Annotated in this window: 12 protein-coding genes and 1 pseudogene; 6 read left to right on the forward strand and 7 right to left on the reverse strand. The window is 71.3% G+C overall.

Annotated features, from left to right (window positions below):
* The 5 genes from ACWDRW_RS34945 to ACWDRW_RS34965 are packed head-to-tail and all read left to right on the forward strand — an operon-like array spanning position 1 to position 10,696.
* Entirely contained in the window at positions 1–366 is a 366-nt protein-coding gene (locus ACWDRW_RS34945; protein ID WP_451730826.1) for a GPW/gp25 family protein, read from the forward strand.
* Positions 363–2,849, forward strand: coding sequence for a putative baseplate assembly protein (locus ACWDRW_RS34950; RefSeq protein ID WP_451730829.1), 2,487 nt, complete (start codon positions 363–365; stop codon positions 2,847–2,849). The genes ACWDRW_RS34945 and ACWDRW_RS34950 overlap by 4 nt, the downstream gene beginning before the upstream one ends.
* Positions 2,846–5,500: a putative baseplate assembly protein gene (locus ACWDRW_RS34955; protein ID WP_451730831.1), complete on the forward strand. Its 2,655-nt coding sequence runs from the start codon at positions 2,846–2,848 to the stop codon at positions 5,498–5,500. Before ACWDRW_RS34950 ends, ACWDRW_RS34955 begins: the two co-directional genes overlap by 4 nt.
* Positions 5,497–7,497, forward strand: coding sequence for a hypothetical protein (locus ACWDRW_RS34960; protein ID WP_451730834.1), 2,001 nt, complete (start codon positions 5,497–5,499; stop codon positions 7,495–7,497). Before ACWDRW_RS34955 ends, ACWDRW_RS34960 begins: the two co-directional genes overlap by 4 nt.
* 10 nt (positions 7,498–7,507) lie before the next feature.
* On the forward strand, positions 7,508–10,696 hold the full coding sequence (locus ACWDRW_RS34965; RefSeq protein ID WP_451730836.1) for a DUF6519 domain-containing protein: 3,189 nt from the start codon (positions 7,508–7,510) through the stop codon (positions 10,694–10,696).
* A gap of 85 nt (positions 10,697–10,781) precedes the next feature.
* On the opposite strand, the pseudogene ACWDRW_RS34970 reads toward ACWDRW_RS34965, so the two are convergent.
* Positions 10,782–10,965: pseudogene (locus tag ACWDRW_RS34970) on the reverse strand (IS110 family transposase); the annotation flags it as partial.
* Between the two features lie 246 nt (positions 10,966–11,211).
* Between ACWDRW_RS34970 and ACWDRW_RS34975 the strand changes: the two are divergent.
* Positions 11,212–11,742 carry a hypothetical protein gene (locus ACWDRW_RS34975; RefSeq protein WP_451730839.1) on the forward strand — a complete coding sequence of 177 codons (531 nt, stop codon included), beginning with the start codon at positions 11,212–11,214 and terminating at the stop codon, positions 11,740–11,742.
* 412 nt (positions 11,743–12,154) lie between these two features.
* Here the strand turns inward: ACWDRW_RS34975 and ACWDRW_RS34980 are convergent, their stop codons facing one another.
* The 6 genes from ACWDRW_RS34980 to ACWDRW_RS35005 all read right to left on the reverse strand — a co-directional run bounded on the left by ACWDRW_RS34980 (position 12,155) and on the right by ACWDRW_RS35005 (position 19,469).
* On the reverse strand, positions 12,155–12,925 hold the full coding sequence (locus tag ACWDRW_RS34980) for a Bax inhibitor-1/YccA family protein (RefSeq protein ID WP_451730842.1): 771 nt from the start codon (positions 12,923–12,925) through the stop codon (positions 12,155–12,157).
* 19 nt (positions 12,926–12,944) lie between these two features.
* The gene (locus ACWDRW_RS34985) at positions 12,945–14,312 is read right to left on the reverse strand and encodes a hypothetical protein (protein ID WP_451730844.1); all 1,368 of its coding nucleotides are present in this window, start codon (positions 14,310–14,312) and stop codon (positions 12,945–12,947) included.
* A gap of 2 nt (positions 14,313–14,314) precedes the next feature.
* Positions 14,315–16,864 carry a hypothetical protein gene (locus ACWDRW_RS34990; RefSeq protein WP_451730846.1) on the reverse strand — a complete coding sequence of 850 codons (2,550 nt, stop codon included), beginning with the start codon at positions 16,862–16,864 and terminating at the stop codon, positions 14,315–14,317.
* 59 nt (positions 16,865–16,923) lie between these two features.
* Positions 16,924–18,420 (reverse strand): caspase, EACC1-associated type, encoded by a 1,497-nt coding sequence (locus ACWDRW_RS34995; RefSeq protein ID WP_451730848.1) that lies wholly within the window; start codon positions 18,418–18,420, stop codon positions 16,924–16,926.
* Positions 18,407–18,871 carry a hypothetical protein gene (locus tag ACWDRW_RS35000; RefSeq protein WP_451730850.1) on the reverse strand — a complete coding sequence of 155 codons (465 nt, stop codon included), beginning with the start codon at positions 18,869–18,871 and terminating at the stop codon, positions 18,407–18,409. Before ACWDRW_RS35000 ends, ACWDRW_RS34995 begins: the two co-directional genes overlap by 14 nt.
* 244 nt (positions 18,872–19,115) lie before the next feature.
* Positions 19,116–19,469, reverse strand: coding sequence for a transposase (locus ACWDRW_RS35005; protein ID WP_451730852.1), 354 nt, complete (start codon positions 19,467–19,469; stop codon positions 19,116–19,118).
* Positions 19,470–19,477: the final 8 nt, after the last annotated feature.

Raw genomic sequence — 19,477 nt, forward strand, 5'->3', positions numbered from 1 at the left:
ATGACGTACCTGGACCATCCTTTCGGTATCGGCGGCGACGGCCGTACCGCCACCACAGGCGCCGAGGACCATGTCCGCGACCTGGTGGAGCAGGTGCTGTTCACCGCGCCGGGCGAGCGGGTCAACCGGCCTGACTTCGGGTCGGGGCTGTTCGGCCTCGTCTTCGAGCCCAACAACGAGGCCCTGGCCTCGGCGGTGCGGGCCCGGGTGGAGGCGGCGCTGCACCGGTGGCTGGGCGAGCTGATTCAGGTGGAGACGGTGAACGTCGAGGCGGTCGAGTCGACGCTCGCGGTCCGGGTCGGATACGTGGTCCGGGCGACCGGCGAGCGGACGAGCGCCGCCTTCCGCGGGCCGGTGACGCCATGACGGACCTCGACTGCTGCCGGGACGACCGCCGCGAAGCCGTCCGGCGCGGCGGTGTGTCCAACGGCATCGACTACCTGGAGGTCCACGACGGCCCGGGGGTACCGGCGGCCGACCGGCAGCGGTTGCTGGACGTGCACTTCCTCCGCGTCCCCTCGCCCGAGCTCGTGTCGGCACTCACCTCGGACTGCGTCGCCGTCACCGGCGGAGTGCGGATCCCCCAGGTTCCCGTGGAAAGCGTCGTGTGGGCGAACGACGTCCTCACCGTGCGGGTCGGAAGCCCCGGCGACCACTCCGTCTACACCCTGCGCCTGCGGGCGCGGTCCGGAGCGGCTCTGCCCGATCTCGACGAGCGGCTCAGCGAGATCGGATTCTCCTTCAAGGTCGACTGCCCCTCGGACTTCGACTGCGACCGCCGCTGCGCGGGAGACCGTGGCCCGGACACGCCCCCGCCGCCCGACATCGACTATCTGACGCGGGACTACGCCGGTTTCCGCCGGCTGATGCTAGACCGGCTCGCCGTGCTCGCCCCGGAGCTGCGTGAGCGCCACGCCGCGGACCTCGCGGTCGTCCTGGTCGAGGCACTCGCCTACAGCGCCGACCACCAGAGCTACCGCCTGGACGCGATCGGCATGGAGGCGAGCCTGGCCACGGCTCGCTCCCGGATCTCCGCTCGCCGCCACGCCCGTCTCGTCGCCCACCGTCCGCACGACGGCAGCAACGCTCGCACCTGGGTCCGTATCCACACGAAATCCGGCACCCCCGACACGACCGTCCCGGCGGGCACCCAACTGCTCACCCGTCTCCCCTGGCTCGGCCCGGTCGTGGAACCGGGCTCGGCCGCCCACCTCCAGGCACTGTCAGAAGGGCCGGTCGTCTTCGAGACCATGCACGACGCGCTCGTGACCGCGGGACGCGACGAACTGCCCCTGTACACCTGGGGCGACGACGAGTGCTGTCTGCCCGCCGGGGCGACGACGGCCACCGTGCTCGGCCGTCCCCGGCTCGGTCGCGGCGACGTCGTCGTCCTCGGCGAGCGCGTCGACGCGCGCACCGGCGAGCCGGCGGGCGCCGACCCCGCACACCGGCACGCCGTACGGCTGACCAAGGTCATCCCCGGCACCGACCCGCTGGGGGCGGTGGACGTCACCGAGATCGCGTGGGCCGCCGCGGACGCACTGCCGTTCGACCTGTGCCTGTCGGCGCGGACGCCGGACCGGGTGATCCCGGACATCGGTGTGATGTGGGGGAACATCGTGCTCGCCGACCACGGGCGCACCCGGACGGTGGAGCGCGCCGCGACGGTCCCCGACCCCGATTCCCGCCTGGAGCTGTCCGGCGCCGCCGACCGCTGCTCGCCCGCACGGCCAAGGCTCCGGCCCGCCCGCTTCACTCTGCCGGTGCCCGAGCCGGGCGTCACCATGGTCGGCACGCTGGGCCGGGTCCTGCCCGGCGGCCGCCCCGGGGATGTGGCCCGCTTCGACCCGAGCGCCCCGGCCGCGTCCGCGCTGGCCTGGGAACGCCGTCACGTCCTGCCCGCCGTACGGCTCAAGGACCATGAAGGCCAGCACTGGGGGCCCGTGCCCGACCTGCTGGGCAGTGACGCGTTCGCCCGCGACTTCGTCGTCGAGGTCGAGTCCGACGGCACGGCCGTCTGCCGCTTCGGTACGGAGGGGCACGGCATGCGCCCGCGGGCCCGCACGGTCTTCGACCTGATCTGGCGGCAGGGAAACGGCAGGGCGGGCAACATCGGCGGCGACGCCCTCGCCCACATCGTGACCGCCCTGCCGGGCATCACCGGGGTCACCAATCCCCTGCCGGGCCAGGGCGGCACCGACGCCGACGGCCTCGCCCGGATACGGCAGGACGCCCCCGCCGCCTTCCTCGTCCCCGAGCGGGCCGTGACCGCCGAGGACTACGCGCTCATGGCGGCACGCCACCCCGAGGTGCAGCGCGCCGTGGCGGTCCCCCGCTACACGGGCTCCTGGTACACCGTCTTCCTCGCCGTGGACCGGTCCGGCGGGCGGCCGGTGGACGCCGAATTCGCCGCCCGGCTGCGGGAGTTCCTGGAGAAGTACCGCATGGCCGGGGACGACCTGCGGATCGACGGGCCGTCCTTCGTCGCCCTGGACGTCGTCCTGCGGGTCTGTGTACGCCCGGACTACCACCGCTCGGACGTGGCCGCTTCTCTGCTCGAACGGCTCGGCTCGGGCCAACTGGCCAACAGCCGCCGGGCGTTCTTCCACCCCGACAACCTCACCTTCGGCACTCCAGTCGTCCTCAGCGCGCTGCTGGCCGCCGCGCACGAGGTCGCGGGCGTCGACTTCGTCGAACCCGTGACCTTCCAGCGCCGTGCCACCGCCCGGCGGCCGGCGCTGACTCCGGCCGAACTCCCCATGGGACACCTGGAGATCGCCCGTCTCGACAACGACCCCGACTTTCCCGACCGCGGAACCCTCGCCCTGGAACTGAAGGGCGGCCGATGAGCGCATCCGCCTGCCGCTGCGCGTGCTGCCTGGGCCCGAGCGCGCACACCCCGGTCGAGATCGTCAACCGGCCCGGGCTGCCCGCCGTCGCCTACCGGACCGGGACCTGGGCGGCGTTCCGGGCGAGCATGCACGCGGGACTGGCGGGGCCGTCCGCGCTCGCCGCGCTGCGTACGCGCACGGACGACGATCCGGCGATCGCGCTGATCGACGCCTGGGCGATGGTGGCCGACGTGCTCACGTTCTACACGGAGCGGATCGCCAACGAACACTATCTACGGACGGCGACGGAGCGCCGTTCCGTCAACGACCTCACGGCGCTCATCGGTTACCGTCTCGCGCCCGGGGTGGCCGCTCGCACCTGGCTGGCGTTCTTCCTGTCGACCGCGCCGGGAGCGCCGGCATCGACGGTGCTGCCGACCGGCACCCGCGTGCAGTCCCTGCCGGGGCCCGGCGAACGGCCGCAGACGTTCGAGACGACCGAGGACGTCACGGCGGTCGGGGCGTGGAACCGGCCCCGGTGGAAGGCCACCGGTCCGCGCCCGCCCCGCACCGGTGACTCGACCGTGCTGCTCGACGGGACGGCCACCGGGCTCAGGGCCGGGGACGCGCTGCTGTTCGTGGCCGGACGGCAGCCGTGGTCGGCGGCCCTGCGGTGGACGAGGGCCCGCGTCCTCGACGTGACGCCGGACTCCGCCGCAGGGCGGACGGCGGTCGCCTTCACCCCGCCGCTGGCCGGACTCGATCTGGCGGCCGGGGACGAGGTGACCGTTCATGTACTGGCCCGGCAGGCAGCCCTGTTCGGCTTCAACGCGCCGGATCCGCGCCTGTTCGACCCTGCTGTCCGGGCGGGCCTCGACCTGGTCTCCTCACCCCGGATCGACTGGAACTTCGCGGCACTCGATCCGGCCGGCATCAAGCTCGACGCACTCTACGAGGGGACAGCCCCGGCCAGTTGGGCCGTACTGACGTCGAACACCGAAATCGGCCTCGCCCGGGTGGATGCGGTGTCGGTCGCCTCGGCCGCCGACTACGGCGTGAGCGGCCGTGTCACGGTCCTCGGCGTCCAGCTCCTCAGGGGCGCACTGAACAAGCACGGGGGTGCAGCCACCCGGCGGACGGTCGTCGAGTTCCAGAGCCGTGTACTGCCGCTCGCCAGTGTCCCGTTGACCGAACCGCTGACCGGCCGGACCATCCCGCTGACGGAACCGCTGCCGCCGCAGCCCGCCGACCGCCAGGTCCTGGTCCGAGGCAAACGCGCCCGCGCACGGCTGCGGCTCATCCCGGCCGCGCGTCCCAGGCCCTTCGACCGCCACCGGCCCCGCCCGCTGCCGCGCCGGGTCGAGGCCACCGTCCTGTCGGTGCATCCAGCCACCGAACTGCCGGGCCTCCTGCGGTGGACGGTCCGCACGGACGACGGCGTCGACCACGTCCACATCGCCCGACCCGACGCGGTGGAGTACCTGCCCGCACGCGCCGAGGACGAGATCGTCGGCGAAGTCGTCACGGCGACGGCCTCGCGGTCCGCCCTCACTCTGCGCACACCACTCACCTATGTCTACGACGTGATGGGCCCGACGCCCATCGAGCTCTACGGCAACATCGCGGCCGCCACCCACGGCGAGACTGTCACCGGCGAGGTGCTGGGCAGCGCCGACGCGGCACGGCCGTACCAGCGCTTCGCCCTGCGCCACAAGCCGCTCACCTGGGTGCCCGCCCCGACCTTCACCGGCGCCGCCTCGACGCTCCAGGTGCGGGTCAACGGCCTTGCCTGGCACGAGACGCAGGTCCTGTACGGCACCGGCCCGCGCGATCGCGTCTACACGACCCGGAGCGACGAGCACGGCACGACCACGGTCGAGTTCGGCGACGGAAGCAGCGGCGCGGCCACGCCGACCGGCGTCGACAACGTCACCGCCGCCTACCGCTGGGGCATCGGCACCGAGGGCAACGTACGGGCCGAGCAACTCACGCTCCCCATGGCCCGCCCGCTCGGCCTCGACTCCGTCACCAACCCACTGCCGGCCACGGGCGGGCAGGACCCGCAGAGCACCACCGACGCGCGCACTAACGCCCCGCGCAGCGTCCTCACGCTGGGCCGGGTGGTCTCCCTGCTCGACTACGCCGACTTCGCCGCCTCCTACGCCGGTGTCGCCAAGGCCACCGCGGTGTGGACCTGGGACGGGGCGCGCAAGGGCGTCGCCGTGACCGTCGCCCTGAACGAGCCCGCGTCGGGCCTCCTCACTTCCCTGCGCCAGATGCTGTTGGCCGCGGGGAACCCCCGGGTGCCCCTCGTCGTGTCCGCCTGCGAAACGGCCTCCTTCGCCGTCCGAGCAGCGCTGCGAGTGGCCGCGGATCACGAGGCGCCGTCGGTGCGCGACGCCGTGGGCGCGGCACTGCTGGCCGCCTTCTCGCTGCCCGTACGGGACTTCGGCCAGGACGTGTCCCTCAGCGAGCTGACCGCGGTGGTCCATTCCGTCGCCGGGGTGGACGGAGTCCGGGTCGACCGACTCCACCGGCGGGGCGAGACGGTTGCGTTGCACACCCGGCTGTCGGTCTACGCCCCGCTCCCAGGCGGGCCGCCGGACGCTCCCCCGGCCGAGATCCTCACCTTGCCCCCCGACGGCCTGGACCTGGAGGTGGGCTGGTGAGCATTCCTCGCGACCACCTGTACGAGCTGCTGCCCGCTCTCTACCGCGAGCGCGACGCGGCTTCCGGCGGAGCGCTCCGGGAGTATCTCCGGCTGCTCACCGACCAGTTAGCCGTCGTGGCCGACGGGATCGACCAGCTCCACGACGATCTCTTCGTGGAGACGGCCGCTCCGTGGGTGCTGCCGTATCTGGCGGATCTGATCGGCCTGCGCGGGCTGCCAGGCGGGGAGGCGGCGGGGCTGACCTCGCGCGCCGAGGTGGCCAACACGATCGCGCACCGGACGCGCAAGGGCACGGCGGCCGTGCTGGAGCAGGTCGCCCGTGACACCACCGGCTGGCCCGCCCGTGCCGTCGAGTTCTTCGAGCTGCTGGCGACGACCCAGCACGTCAACCATGTGCGGACGGGCAACCAGTGCACGGTCGGAGTGCGTGACGCCTACCAACTGGCCGAGCTCGGCGGCGCGTTCGAGCGGGGCCTCGTCCATCTGCCCGAGATGCGGCGCATCGCGACGCGCGGCGGGCGTTACGGCATCCCGAACGTGGGCCTGTTCCTGTGGCGGCTGCGGGCGTATCCCGTCTCCGGAGTCACCGCCCACCCCGCCGCACCGGGCGAACGGCACCGCTTCCTGCTCGATCCGCTGGGCGCGCCCGTCCAGTTGTTCACCAAGGCCGTCGCCGAGACCGAGCTGACGCGTCCGGCCGAGTCCGTCATCCTGCCCATGCCGCTCACTCGTTGGGCCATGGATGCCCATCTGGCGTCCTACTACGGCACCGGTCTCTCCGTCGATCTGCTCGGCGTCGACCGCGAGTATGTCGAGGTGTGCGACCTGAGCGACCTGGCGCCGGGCGGCGCGTGGGCGCACACGCCCGTCCCGAGCGGCCGGGTGCGGCTGGATCCCGTGCTGGGCCGAGTGGCGTTCGGCAACGGGCAGGCGCAGGCGCCGACCGTGTCGTACCACCGGGGATTCGGCGCCGATCTCGGCGGCGGAGAGTACGAGCGGGTCGACAGTTACGCCCTCACCGATCCCGCAGCCGTCGTCGTGTCCGTGCGCGCGGGCGGCGGCGCCGATCACACGACGATCGCGGGCGGCCTGGCGGCCCTGCCGGCCGGGGGCGGGGTCGTCGAGATCCGGGACAACGCCCGTTACAGCGAGGCGTTCTCCCTCACCGCACACTCGGCCACCGTGGAACTGCGCGCCGCCGACGGGTTCCGGCCCACGGTCGAGCTGGGGGCCGACCTGGACGTCACCGTCTCCGGCGGGGGTGCGGTCGTACTGAACGGGCTGCTCGTGGCGGGCGGCGCCGTACGCGTCGCGGGCGAGGGCAGTCTCGCCGTACGCCACTGCACCCTGGTGCCCGGCATCGCCCTGGACGCCGCGGGCCATCGCCGGCGGCCCGGCGAGCCCAGCCTGCACGTGGACTCCGGGGAGACGTCGGTGGCCGTCGAGCGCAGCATCCTCGGCGGCGTCCGCTGCCACGTCGACGCCGAGGCCGCCTTCCGTGACTGTGTCGTGGACGCGGGCGAGTCCGGCGTGGCTCATGAGGCGCCGGACGGCGGGGCGACGGGCGGCGGGAGCGCCGCGTACGACGCGTGCACGGTGCTCGGCCGGGTCCACGCGCGGATCCTGGAGCGGCTCTCCAACTCGATCGTCCTGGCCGCAGCCGGGCCCGGAGCGCCGGTGCTCGCCGACCAACGCCAGCGCGGCTGTGTGCGCTTCAGCAGTCTGCCCCCGGGCTCGCGCACCCCTCGGCGGCACCGCTGCGTGCCCGAGGACGTGCGGCTGCGGCCCGTGCTGGAGTCGGCCCGCTACGGCGACCCCGCGTACTGCCGACTCGACCGGCGCACCCCCGACGCGGTATGGCGGGGCGCCGACGACGAGTCGGAACTCGGCGTGTACCACCACCTGCGCCAGCCGCTGCGCGAGGCCTACCTGCGGGCCCGCCTCGACGACTACCTCCGTTTCGGCCTCGAAGTGGGCCTCGTGCACGCCACCTGAGAGGACGGGTATGAAGGGCGACTTCAGCCGGCGCACGCACCAGCCGCACAAGCACTACAGCGCGGTGCTGCACGAGCAGGGCCGGGTGCTCACCGACGCGGACTTCGACGAGGAGCACCGGATCCTCTCCGGCGCCCACGAGACGGCCGTCGCCGATCTCGCGGGCGTGTGCGGGGCGCCGGTGGGGGCGGCCGGGTTCGCGGTGACCAGCCCCGACGGGGTGGGCCTGCGGCTGTCGGCCGGGCGTTTCTACGCGAACGGCATCCTCGTCGTCAACGAGGAGGACGTCCCCTACGACGCCCAGCCCGACCGGGACGCCGAGCACATCGACTGGCCGCCCGCGCCGGGCTCGTACGCCCTGTGTCTCGACGTGTGGCGGCGGCTCGTGACGGCGCTGGACGATCCGTCGATCCGCGAGGTCGCGCTCGGCGGTCCGACGACGTCGGCGCGGGAACGTACGGTGTGGCAGGTCAGGCATGTCCCGGTGAAGCCCGGGTGGACCTGCGAGGACGGGCTGGCCCTGCCCCCGGGGACCACCGGGCGGATGGCGGCGCGGGCCGATCCGGAGGCCGCGCCGACCAGTCCCTGTCTGCTGCCGCCGCGTGCCGGTTACACCGGTCTGGAGAACCAGTTGTACAGGGTGGAGGTGCTCGTCCCCGGCCCTGCCCTCGACCTCGGCGCCGCCCCGCTGCTTCCGGTGGTCGCCTTTCCGGAGGGCACGGACGACCGGGTCGAGCTGTCTGCGGCGCACGCGGCCACGCTCGCCGCGGGCGAAGTCGTCGAGCTGGTGGCGACCGGGCCCGGAAGTGACCCCTTCGACGCCACGTTCGCCCAGGTCGTGGCGGTCGACCAGGCGACCGTCACGCTCACGGGGCGGATGCCGCGCATCGGGCCCGCCGACGCGCCCGCCGTGCGCAAGGCCGGGGCCTCGGTGGTCGTCTCCCGCGAGAACGGGTCGGTGGTGACCGGCGTGACCCGGATCGACGGCACCCAGGTGACGGTCACCGACCTCGGACCCGACAGTGTGCTCGGCTTCGCGCCGGGCCAGTGGGTCGAGCTCACCGACGACACCATCGAGCTCGAAGGCCTGCCCCGGCAGTTGAGGCAGGTGGAAGCCATCGACAAGGACCTCGACATCATCACGCTCAGCTCCCCGGCGGTCCGACTGGCCGCCATGACCGACGGGGTGAACCCCGAACGCCATCCGAAGCTGCGCCGCTGGGACGCGGCCCGCGCCATCACCTTCGACCAGGACGGATCCGGCTGGATCCATCTGGAGCAGGGCATCCGGATCAGGTTCACGGGGGGCGACTACGTCAGCGGCGACTACTGGCAGTTCCCGGCCCGGACGGCCGTCGTCGATCGGGAGTCCGGCACGATCGAGTGGCCGCGCGACGACGACACCGGGCAGCCGGCGGAGGCGGCTCCCGCCGGGGTCGTCCACCACTACTGCCCCCTCGCCCGAGTCGACGTCACCGAGCAGAGGACCGAGGCTCACGACTGCCGCCCGCTGATCCCGTCGCTCACGGGCCTGACAAATCTGCTGTACGTCGGAGGGGACGGGCAGGAGGTCCCGCGGGCGTCCTCGGGCGCATCCCTCCCTTTGCCGACCCCCCTGACAGTGCGCGCCGCCAACGGTCCCTTCCCGGTTCCGGGAGCCAAGGTGACCTTCCGGGTGACCCGGGGCGGGGGCCAAGTGGCGCCACAGCAGGCCACGACCGACGGCCGCGGCATCGCCCGGGCCGACTGGACGCCGGACGGGTTCACCCCGGCGCAGTCCGTGGAGGCGCACCTACTGGACCGCGGCGGCCAGGAGATCGCCCATCAGGTGGTGGCCTTCAACGCCGCACTCGGCCGGGAGGACTGCTGTGTCTCCGTGGGCCCGGCCGGGGACTTCCCGACGGTGGACGAAGCTCTCTCCACCCTCATGGACCGGGGCGAGCTCGTCCTGTGCCTGTGCCTCGCGCCAGGCGATCACTTCGTGCGGGGCGGAACCCTCGACGCCGGGGAGCGGCGCCGCCCGTTCCATCTCTCGCTGCGCGGCTGCGGACGCGGCACCCGGGTCTTCTTCCGGGAGGCCTGGGAGCTGGACGGCTGGGTCTCGTTCCGGCTCCTCGACCTGGATCTGTGGCTGCCTCGCGGCGGCGGACTGACGACGCGGGACACGCAGGAGGTGCGGCTGGAGAACGTCCATATCACCGGCCGGGTCGACGAGCGGGCCTTGGTGCGGATCCACGGCGTGCAGCGCGTGTCGGTTCTCGGCTGTCGCCTGGTGCCACTGGCTCGCAAGGCGCTGGACCGGCTGACCGGTCTGCTGGAGGAGCTGAAGCCGCTGGACCGCCCCTGGCTGGAGGACCACGAGAGGTTCGCGGACGCGGTGCGCGCCCTCGCCGACGAGCTGGAATCAATCCCCGAGGACCGCCGGGCGGAGCTGGGTGGTGAGCTGCGTCGGCTGGCCGCCGACAAACGGCGACGGCTGCCCTGGCTTCTGGAGCGGCGGCTCGATCACCTCGGCCAGATCCTCGCCCATCGTGTCGTCACTGTGCTGGCTCTGCTGGACGCGCTGGAGCTGCTCCCGGCGGCGCTCGGCGGGTTCGAGGCGGGTGTCGCTCTGGAGATCGGCCCGCGGGACGAGGTCCAGAGCGGCATCGACCAGCCCGTGTTCACCCGTGAGGCCGATGTCGTGGTCGCCCGCAACGACATCGCCGGTGACCTCAGCCTCTACGGTGTGCGCTCCCGTGAGTCGCTCACCAGCGAGGAACTCGCCCCGCTGATCGGCTGGGTGGACGACGGGACGCTGTTGACCGCGTACGGCGGAACCGTCCACATACGGGACAACCACCTGCACCGGCTGACGGTCTCCGAAGGGATGATCAGCACCCTGCGCGCAAGAATCACCGACCGGATCGCACTGCCGACCGTATACGACACCCTCCATGTCGTGGACAACGTCTTCGAGAACCGGGACAGCGTCGTCCTGGCCCGCCACATCACGCTGTCCGGCAACGAGTTCACCGTCGGAACCGTCTTGCCACCGGCGCCCAGCGCAGTGGCCCCGCTGCACACCGCCGCCGTGGTGATCGCCGACTCGGCGGTCGTCTCCTCCAACCACGCCAAACCCGGCGGCAGTCTGGTTCAGATCCGCCAGATGACCAGAACCCTCGCGGAGGGCCTGAACCTCGAGGTCCGGGTCGTCTGACCGCGCGGAGGGATGCCCTACCCCGGCGCCCTCAGCCCTTGGATTCGCCAGCAGCTCGCGCTGCCGTACCGGCGAAGTCACCCTTGGTGCGGGCGGCGTCCGCGATCACCGCGGCGTCCTTCGCGTCGGTCTTCGCCTCGCCCGGGTAGAGGTCAGCGATCCGGCGCATCGCAGTCGGGCAGGTAGGCGACCTGGCAGCCTGCGTCGCGTGCCACGGTCAGCGGCAGGGCGCCGATCGAGGCCGGATGGTCCACGAACACCAAGAGGGTCCGAACTTCGCGGCCACGGGCGAAGCCCCGGCTTGCGCAGGTCCACCCCCAACGTGCCTGGAACCGCCTGTCCTTCTCAGGCATTCAGCGAGGGTAGCGGGCCCTCGTGCTCGGCTGCTGGCCCCTTTATGCGGCGCCGGAGCAAAACCGGCTCGGCAGGCTGCGGGCGCCCGTCCTGGGGTTTGCGGCGCCGGTCCTGGACACCATCGCCCGGCGGCAGGCGCACCGCCCTGCGATACTGCGGTCGTGCTGCAAGCTCAACTGGCTCCCCTGGCCACTGCGGTGGGACAGGTCGTTGTGTGCGAGATCGACATACCCGAATGGGGCGCTACCGGCCCCGACCGCTACACCCATGCCTACGTCGCCGTCATCACCCGGCCCACTCCTCTCTACGAGGGTGCGCGCCTGGCGATGATCGTCAAAGTCCATGACCCCCGCAAGGCCCCGGAGGCGCTGCGCGAGGACCCTCCGCCGAATGCGACCTGGCTGCGCGCTCCGCTCAAGCCCACCGTCGCGGATGTGTACGCCCGCCCGTCCTTCCGCGTGCGCGACGCACCACAGGGCAGGCCCGCCGTACAGGTCGGGCGCCAACTCGTCCAGGAAGGCCTGCTCTTGCGGCATTCGACGGCCCGCTCCAAAGAAGGCAGTGCGTGGGCTGAAGCCGTCGGTGGAGACATCCCGCCACTCGAGGAAGACGTCATCAGCAACAGCTTCGGCGCCTGGGCCGAGCGTGAACTGGACCGGCTGGAGCAACAGCCGTGGTGGCCGCACCTGTAGGCGCAGCGGCGCACGCCGGCTCCAGCGGGTGTTCCGCCGCCTGCCCCTGGGGGCCGCCGTGGCCCGGTCGCAGCTGGTGTACGAACGTGTTCTCGCGGGGGTGCTTCTATCTGTTGGGTCGAGACCAGGCGCAGGGAAGGCATCGAGGCGCCTGCGGGGCTAGAGAGCCTTCAGGGCGTCGATCCGCCCCCGCCTCCGGGCCGTTTGCGATCTGCGCGAACCGAAGGACCCACGCACAACCCAACTACGTCGCACGATGCACCCTCGAAGGACTCAAGACGAAGGACATCTTCAGATGCCTTAAGCGCTTCGTCGCGCGAGAGGTCTACCGCCATCTCACCAGCGGTTTCAGCGGCGCGATCAGGTCAACTCCTACAGCTTGACGATCTATAGGAGCTTCAGAGTCAGGCACTCAGCGAAAGAAGGTTCGCGCCCAGAGCAGCTCGATGTAGAGCCAGACCAGGTTCAGGCACAGGCCGAAGGCCGCGTACCAGGCCCAGTCCGCCGAGGCGCCGCGAGCGACCAGCCGGTCGGCCGCTTCGAAGCTGAGGAGGAAACTCAGGGAGGCGAGGCAGATGCACACCAGGCTGAAAACCACTCCCACGACGCCGCCGTCGTTCAGTCCCAGGTCGTATCCGAGGCCGAGAGCCACGATCAGGTTCGCCACGACCAGCAGCACGACCCCCAGGATCGCCGCCGCGATCCACTTGACGCGCTTGGTGGTCAGTCTAAGGGCGTGCGTGCGGTAGACGACCAGCATGGCGACGAACACACCGCAGGTGCCCAGCACCGCCTGCAAGGCGGCGCCCGGATGGTCCTGGTCCACGGTGCTGGTGAACGCGCCCAGCACGATGCCCTCCGCGACCGCGTAACCAAGGGTGAGTGCGGCACTGGGACGAGGCCGGAAGACCAGGTACAGCGCGATGCCGAGGGCCACTGGCAGCGCCGGCCAGAAGAGCGCCCGCAAGCCGAGGAAGGTGGTGAGGCTGCCGGTCAGCACGATCGTGCTGAGCGTCAGCAGGGTTTTGTTGACGATGTCCTCGACGGTGACCGGGCGGGTCCCGGGGACGGCCGCGTCGCGTCGGTCCGTCGCGCGTGGCGAGGAGCCAGCACGGGCGTCCCACTGGGCGACCGCGCTGTAGCTCACCAGGTTGCGGATCGCCGGATTGCTGGTGGTACTCATGCTTCCTTCCCGGATGGTGTCAGCGGATCTCTTCGATCCGGCGTCCCGCCGCGCTGTCGCGCAGTCGCTGGTTCACCTGCGTCGGGTCGGCGAAGGTGGTGTCGTGCACGGGAGGTGACTGGTAGGGCAGCTTGGTGGCGAGGTACTCGTGCCAGGGCGAAGGAATCGGAACGGGCTGCCGGATCCCGGTGAGCACCACGCACTGGATCAGTTCGGGACCGTGTCGGTGCAGGACGCGCCGCAGATGCCCGCGCAGTCCCTTGCGCTGCGCCACCTGGGTGTTGAGGAGGCGTTCGCCAAGGGTGCCGCCCGTCTTGACCAGGTCTCTGCCACGCAGTTGCTGGATCATGCCGCGGATCGGGGTGTAGTCGTCCTTGCGCAGGCCGCGGCAGCGCAGGATGACCTGGGGGTCGCTCTGCCCTTGCACGAGGCAGGTGATGTCGAAGGCGACCCGCCGCTTCCACAGGGCGCCGAAGGCGATCTCGTTGGTGATGCGCAGGAATTCGTCCGGTCTGGGTTCAGCGGTCACCGCCGGGGGTTCGGTGTGCGTGCCCTGGAGCAGGTCGGAGAGCGAGTCCGCTCCGGTCAGCAGTCGGCGCAGGCCGATCGCCACCGCGTTGCGCTCGTACAGTTCGAGCCAGGCGGGAAGGCGGCTTACGCTGCTGAGTTTCGGCTCCATCAGCGCGGCCTCCTCCGCGCGACGCATGGCTTCCTCGCGCAGGTGCTCGGCAAGGAGGCCGATTCTGCGCCGCAGTTCGATCAGTGCCAGCGCGTCGAACTCCCTCTCCGGGCCGAGTGAGCGGACTTCCTCGCCGGCTGTCTCCAGTACGGCGGCCAGGATCTGACTGGGCCGGGCGGCGGGTGGCCAACCTCGGGTCCGGGCCAGCTTCGTGAGTTGGTCCAATGCCCTGGGAGTGAGCCATCGCCGGTCCTCCAGGAAGGGGCCCCAGGCGCGGGAGTCCAGTCCGTGGCGGGCGGCCAGGCGGGGCAGGCGTGGCAGCACGCTCAGGAACAGCAGCTCCGGGTCGAGGATCGTGCCCGTGGAGTCGCCCGAGTCGCGCAGGGCAAGGGCGAGTTGGTCCGCGTCCAGCAGGTTGCCGAGGACCGTGGCCTGCGGGCAGTCCATGGCCTGGGCGAGCGCGGGCGCGACTCGCGGGTCGACGAGCATGCGCAGGTGGTTCTCGGTGAAGACGGCAGGCAGTTCCGGCGGGGTGAACTCCGCCTGGATCCGGACGGCCAGTTCGGCGAGCCGTTCCTCGGCCTGCCCCAGGGCCGCCAGGCGGCGCAGCAGGTCAGTGCGGGCGAGGTCGCCCAGTACCGAGCCGACCGCCGTCCTGGCCCGTTCGGAGACCCTCACCATCCAGACCACATAGAGTTCGTTCTCCATGGTCAACGCACCACCGCTCGGCCGTATTTGGGGGGATCCTCTCCGGTGAGCATCGCGAAGAGGTCCTGTGCCTCGCCGCGCATCCCGCCCACGAAGGGTCCGGTGAGAATGGCCTCCACGGCCTTGCCCAGCTTGGCCAACGCCACGTCGATCGCCTCGTGATCCTCGGCGAGTTCCTCCCCCGCCTCCTCCAGCTGCCGGGCGAGCCGGGCCGACTCGACGGCATGCCGGAACAGCCAGACGGCGAACTCCCGCTCGCCGCCCTGCTCGCGTCCCTGCTCCCGGCACATCGACCTGATCGGCGGCAGCCCGTGGAAGAGTCGACGCACACCGATGTCCAGGTCGTGGTCCGGCAGGACCGCCAGCCATCGGGTGGTGTACTCCTGGTCCAGTTCCGCGGCCTCGTCCAGGGCGCGGTCCGCGTCCAGCGGCAGGCCGGGCAGGCGGCCGCCGAGCAGTCCGGGGATGTCCTGGGGCGGGATCTCGTCGGCGGTGCACTCCACGACGGCGCGCAACAGCCAAGCGCGTGCCTCCCAGCGGGGTTCGCCCCGCACGTCGTCCAGACACTGCCGGGCGGTGAGGAACGCCTTGCCGCGCATGGCCGCCAGGGCGCGGGACATGCCCTCGGTGAGGGACGCCGCACGGACGGCTCTGCCCAGCAGATCGTCGATCGTCGCCGCCTCCCCGGGGTCCGGCGGCGACGGGCAGAGCTCCTCGACCATGCGGCGTACGACGTCCCGCGGCCGGGCCCGCAGGGCGCGCAGGAACGCGGAGTCGAAGGTCTCCTCCTCGCAGTCCGCCCGTCCGGCCAGCCGCACCAGTTCGTCCCACCCCGGCGGCTGTGCCCCGCCGGCACCGTCCTCGGCGGTCTCTCGTACGGCGTGGTCGGTGGCGTCGCGCACCACCAGCACACCGCGTCGCGCATCGGCCAGTACGGCGGACCGGTCTTCGTCCACGAGTGAGTAGGCGTGGGTGAAGAGCACGGCCGGGTCGCCGTCGACCGCTGGCAGATAGCGGGTGACGAAGGCCGTGTGCGGGGTCCACAGGTCACTCGGGTCGATCAGTTGCTCCCGCAGGGAGCAGCGCCACTCGAACCAGAGCATGGCGGCGACGTCCTCGCGCCACGCACGGAAGGCGCGCTCGGTCGCGGGGCTCTCGTCGGGGACGGCGTCACGCAGGACGGCGTCGACGAAGCGGCCCGCCGCTAGCTGCCGTGCGGGGGCGTGCGGCCTGTGCACCGCAGTCTGAAGGTTGTCCACCAGGACGGTCATCCGCTGGGCCCAGGCATGCTTCAGCTTGATGATGTGCGGAACGTTCTTGGCGAAGTAGACCTCGGTGTCGCACTCCTCCTCCTCGGCGAGTTTGATCATTCTGCCGAGATGCTCGTCCCAGCGTTCGGAGAGGAGCACGGTCGGGTCCCACCGGACCGTGCGTTCCTCACGACTGGCGACCTGATAGGAGGTCAGTTCGGTCTGCTGCTGGTCGATCTCGGCCAGCAGGCGGTCGCGGCGCAGCATGGCGTCCATGGTCAGCCGGTCGGCCAGTACCCGCTGGTGGGCCAGTTCCAGCCGCTGGTACCGTTCGGTGGTCAGCAGGTCGGCGCTGAGGTCGATGCCGACGCTGGCTCCCCACGCCGTCGTCTGTTCCCTGGCGGTGCGCAGGTAGGGCAGCAGCGAGACGACGGCGTCCGGTCCGCCGGTGTCGGCGATCGGGCGCAGCAGGGCCTTGGCCGGGTCGGCGCACGCCCGGTCGGCCAGCGAGCGGATGGTCTGACCGAACTCGACCAGGTCCTCGTGCCCGACCTCGGTGACCTGTACCAGTTCCGTCTCGTGCTGCAGTGAGCGCAGTAGTGCGACGAAGTCGCGCAGGGCGCCCCTGGGTGTCGCCGTCGCATCGTCCGGCACGGATGAATGGCGGGCACCGAAGACCGGCAGAAGTCCGGCGGCGGGCTGTTGCCCGGCCGATCCGGCCGTGATGCGCAGGACGCCGACGCCGATGAGGTCGGTGACATATCCGTCACCTTCAGCTTCGGTGAGGCCGTTGATGCGCAGCGACGTGACCAGCGCCGCCTGGACGACCTGCTGGCGGATCTCCGGCAGGCCGTCGCCGACCACGAGCACCTCGACGGGGCCCTGTTCGTCGACCGCCACCCATGCCCGGAGCAGGGCGCATCGCAGCGCCGCCCGGATGTGCGGATCCAGTGCGGCCCTCGGGCCCCAGGCCGGCGCTTCCGGCATCAGCGGCCCGCAGAGGGCGGGATCGGCGATCCGGGTGACCGCCTCGTGGAGCGGGCCGCCCTTCTCGACCCCGGTGAGGTCGACCCCGAACGCCTTGGCGTGCAGGGCCAGTGCGAGGTTGTGCTCGGGGTCATCGAACAGCGGCCGGTCGGAGGCGCAGTCCTCCCAGTACCGCCACAGGGCCTCGACCAGTCTTCGGGACACGGCGGGCCGCCGTCTGAGGAACTCCTGCCGGGCCAGCTCCGTGTCGTCCCGGTCCCAGGTGTACGGCAGTTTGTCCAGCAGGGCGTGGATGCGCGGGTCGTTCTCCCCCATCTTGTACACCCCTCCCCCTTCGTTCGCGGTGTGCGTGGTCGTTGCGCGTCGGGCCGTCGTCAGCAGGCGCAGCGGAATCCGGCGTTCGCCCGGCACTGGACCGGTGAGGCCAACGGCAGTCGCTCTCGGAGGCGTTCGGCCGGGGTGTCGAACGCCCCGCCGCGCAGTTCCGGCGTTCCCGTCTTCTGGTCCAGGCACAGGTCCCAGGCGTTTCCCAACAGGTCGCACAGGCCGTACGGGTTGGCCTCGAACTCTCCGACCTCGGACAGCGCCGCGAGTGTCCCCAGGAAGTTGACCCGGCCCTCGCCGACGTCCTGAGCCGCCCAGTCACCGTCTCTGCCCGCGGCCACGGCCTGCTCCCATTCCGCCCGGGTGGGCAGGCGCAGCGGTCGGCCGACCTTGGCACCGGCCCAGGTCGCGTAGGCACGCGCCGCGTCGGCGCTGACCGCTACCACGGGCAGGTGTTCCGACTCCGTTTCCCCGCTGATCCGTTCCCAGTGGCGCAGGTAGTTGTCGTCGGCATACCGTCCGGCGCCGCGTGCCGTCTCGGGCCGCCAGCGGGCGTTGACCGGATCGTCGAGAAACGCGCGGAACTGGCCGTTGGTGACCAGATGCCGGCTCAGGCAGAACTCCGTTGCTCCGTGCGGTGGCACAGGGAGCAGTTCGGGCCAGGGCTTGGGCGGACTGAAGCCGGGAACGGCAGTGGAGGTTGGCGGTGCAACGGCCGTCGTGCCGCCGGCCGGGATGCCGGCCAACTCCTCGGTGGCCCTGCGCTCCTGATTCCGATGCTCCCGGATCCCGCTGTCCGGTGGGCGGATGCGCCGGGTGCGGGCGATCGGCACGATCCCGGTTCCGGTCCAGCGTTGGAGGGCGAAGGGTGCGTGCGGTACGGCGTCCGCCCGTGCGGACAGATGTCGGGCCACATCGTCTGCGGTGATGTATCCGTCGCCGTCGAGGTCGAGGTCGTCGCGGCGCAGTGCCTCCACCAGGGCAGCGGTGAACGGGCTGAGAGCCCCTTCGCTCGGTGCGTCCGGGACCAGCGGTGTCCCCCGGCGTGCGGCGGCCAGCACGAACGTCCCGGTGCCTGGGAAGCGTGGCGGTGACCAGCCGCCGCCCTTGTAGTCGCCGGCGTAGCAGCAGTCCAGAATGACGATCTTGAGTCGGGCGGGTGACTGGGTGATCATCTCCGCCAGCTCCGAGCCCGGCATTCTGAGCGGGAACGGCGCTGTGGTGTCGGTGTCCTTCGTGCAGAGGTAGAAGTTGCCGCTCAGGTCGGGGCGGCCGTGGCCGCTGTAGTAGAAGAGCAGGACGTCGTCCGGCGCCGCCGACGAGAAGAAGTCGCCGATCCTTCGCTGCATCTCCAGGTAGGTGGCGTCGGTCAGCGGGCGCTGACACTCGAAGAGCCCGGTGTCGGGGTTGGACAACTCGTCGAAGAGCTTCTCCACGTCGTTGAGCGGGCCTCTCAACCGCTCCAGCCCCAGCCGGTCGTGCGTGAAATTGGCATTGCCGACGAGGAGGGCCTTGAACGTCGCCGAAGCCCCGTCAGCGGTTGCCATCCCGCCCCTCGGGTGCCGTCCCGACGGCTTCGGCCAGCGTCTGCCGAACCGCCTCGATCCCCGCGCTCCCCTGCCCCATGGCCGTCACCGATCCGTCCGACGTCGTCACCTCGACGGACACGGACCGTCCGGCGTCACGCTTCCCCCACTCACGGAGCACCACGGCCACCGCACGCAACATCGCTGCCGACGACACGAGGATCGCCGACGCTTCGAGGATCCCTTTGGTGCCTCCACCGGTCGGCCGCTCCGCCGCTGCCCATTCGTCGGACTCCGATCCGCCGATCTCCAGCCGCACAGCCGTCGCGGCCCAGCCCTCGGCTTCGACCGGATCCACCTGGAGTTCACTCAACCGAGCCGACAGTTGACTGACCTGGCCAAGCCAACCCTGATGGTCGCTGGCGTACTTACTGCTCGTGATCCGCAGAACAACGGATTCAGTTCCGTCCATCCCCGCCCGACCCCCGCCGCGTCCAGAAATGCTTTCAAGGCTTCGTCGGGAAACTGTAGGTCACCACAAGTCGCGCATGATTCAAAAGGACCTATCCGATCAACAGGGGAAGAAATCAGTCACCGGAACGTACAGGCGCCATGCCAGATGGCATCAAAAACGATCGTCGCTGAGCAGCAGCACGGGGAACGGCCGACGGGGGGCCGAGCGTCTGTCAAACGAGCGGTGCAACTAGGGTTGTTGGTTACTGATGGGCTGCTGAGAACCGACCGTCGCAGGTGATGTCGAAGGCGTTCAGCGCGGTCTTCCATCGCATGGTCCAGCGGACCTGGCCCTTGCCGGTGGGATCGAGCGACACGATGGCCATGTAGACGCACTTCCGGGCGGTCTGCTCGTTGAGGAAGTGGCCGCGGGCTTTGACTGTTCGCCGGATGCGAGCGTTGACCGACTCAATCGGACCCGTCGTGCAGACGATGCGGCGGATCTCGGTGTCGAAGCGCAGGAACCGGGTGAACTCTTCCCACGCGTTCTCCCACAGCTTCACAATTCGGCTCACCAGCAGCGAATCGTTCGCCAGCCACCATGCGGATCCCTTCACGGAACTGT

The sequence above is a fragment of the Streptomyces sp. NPDC003635 genome, from assembly GCF_053587635.1.

What these genes read in the sequence shown, in the direction of transcription:
- ACWDRW_RS34945 (WP_451730826.1), top strand. Translation starts at nt 1, where the DNA reads ATGACGTACCTGGACCATCCTTTCGGTATCGGCGGCGACGGCCGTACC.
- ACWDRW_RS34950 (WP_451730829.1), top strand. Translation starts at nt 363, where the DNA reads ATGACGGACCTCGACTGCTGCCGGGACGACCGCCGCGAAGCCGTCCGG.
- ACWDRW_RS34955 (WP_451730831.1), top strand. Translation starts at nt 2,846, where the DNA reads ATGAGCGCATCCGCCTGCCGCTGCGCGTGCTGCCTGGGCCCGAGCGCG.
- ACWDRW_RS34965 (WP_451730836.1), top strand. Translation starts at nt 7,508, where the DNA reads ATGAAGGGCGACTTCAGCCGGCGCACGCACCAGCCGCACAAGCACTAC.
- ACWDRW_RS34980 (WP_451730842.1), bottom strand. Translation starts at nt 12,925, where the DNA reads ATGAGTACCACCAGCAATCCGGCGATCCGCAACCTGGTGAGCTACAGC.
- ACWDRW_RS34985 (WP_451730844.1), bottom strand. Translation starts at nt 14,312, where the DNA reads ATGGAGAACGAACTCTATGTGGTCTGGATGGTGAGGGTCTCCGAACGG.
- ACWDRW_RS34990 (WP_451730846.1), bottom strand. Translation starts at nt 16,864, where the DNA reads ATGGGGGAGAACGACCCGCGCATCCACGCCCTGCTGGACAAACTGCCG.
- ACWDRW_RS34995 (WP_451730848.1), bottom strand. Translation starts at nt 18,420, where the DNA reads ATGGCAACCGCTGACGGGGCTTCGGCGACGTTCAAGGCCCTCCTCGTC.
- ACWDRW_RS35000 (WP_451730850.1), bottom strand. Translation starts at nt 18,871, where the DNA reads ATGGACGGAACTGAATCCGTTGTTCTGCGGATCACGAGCAGTAAGTAC.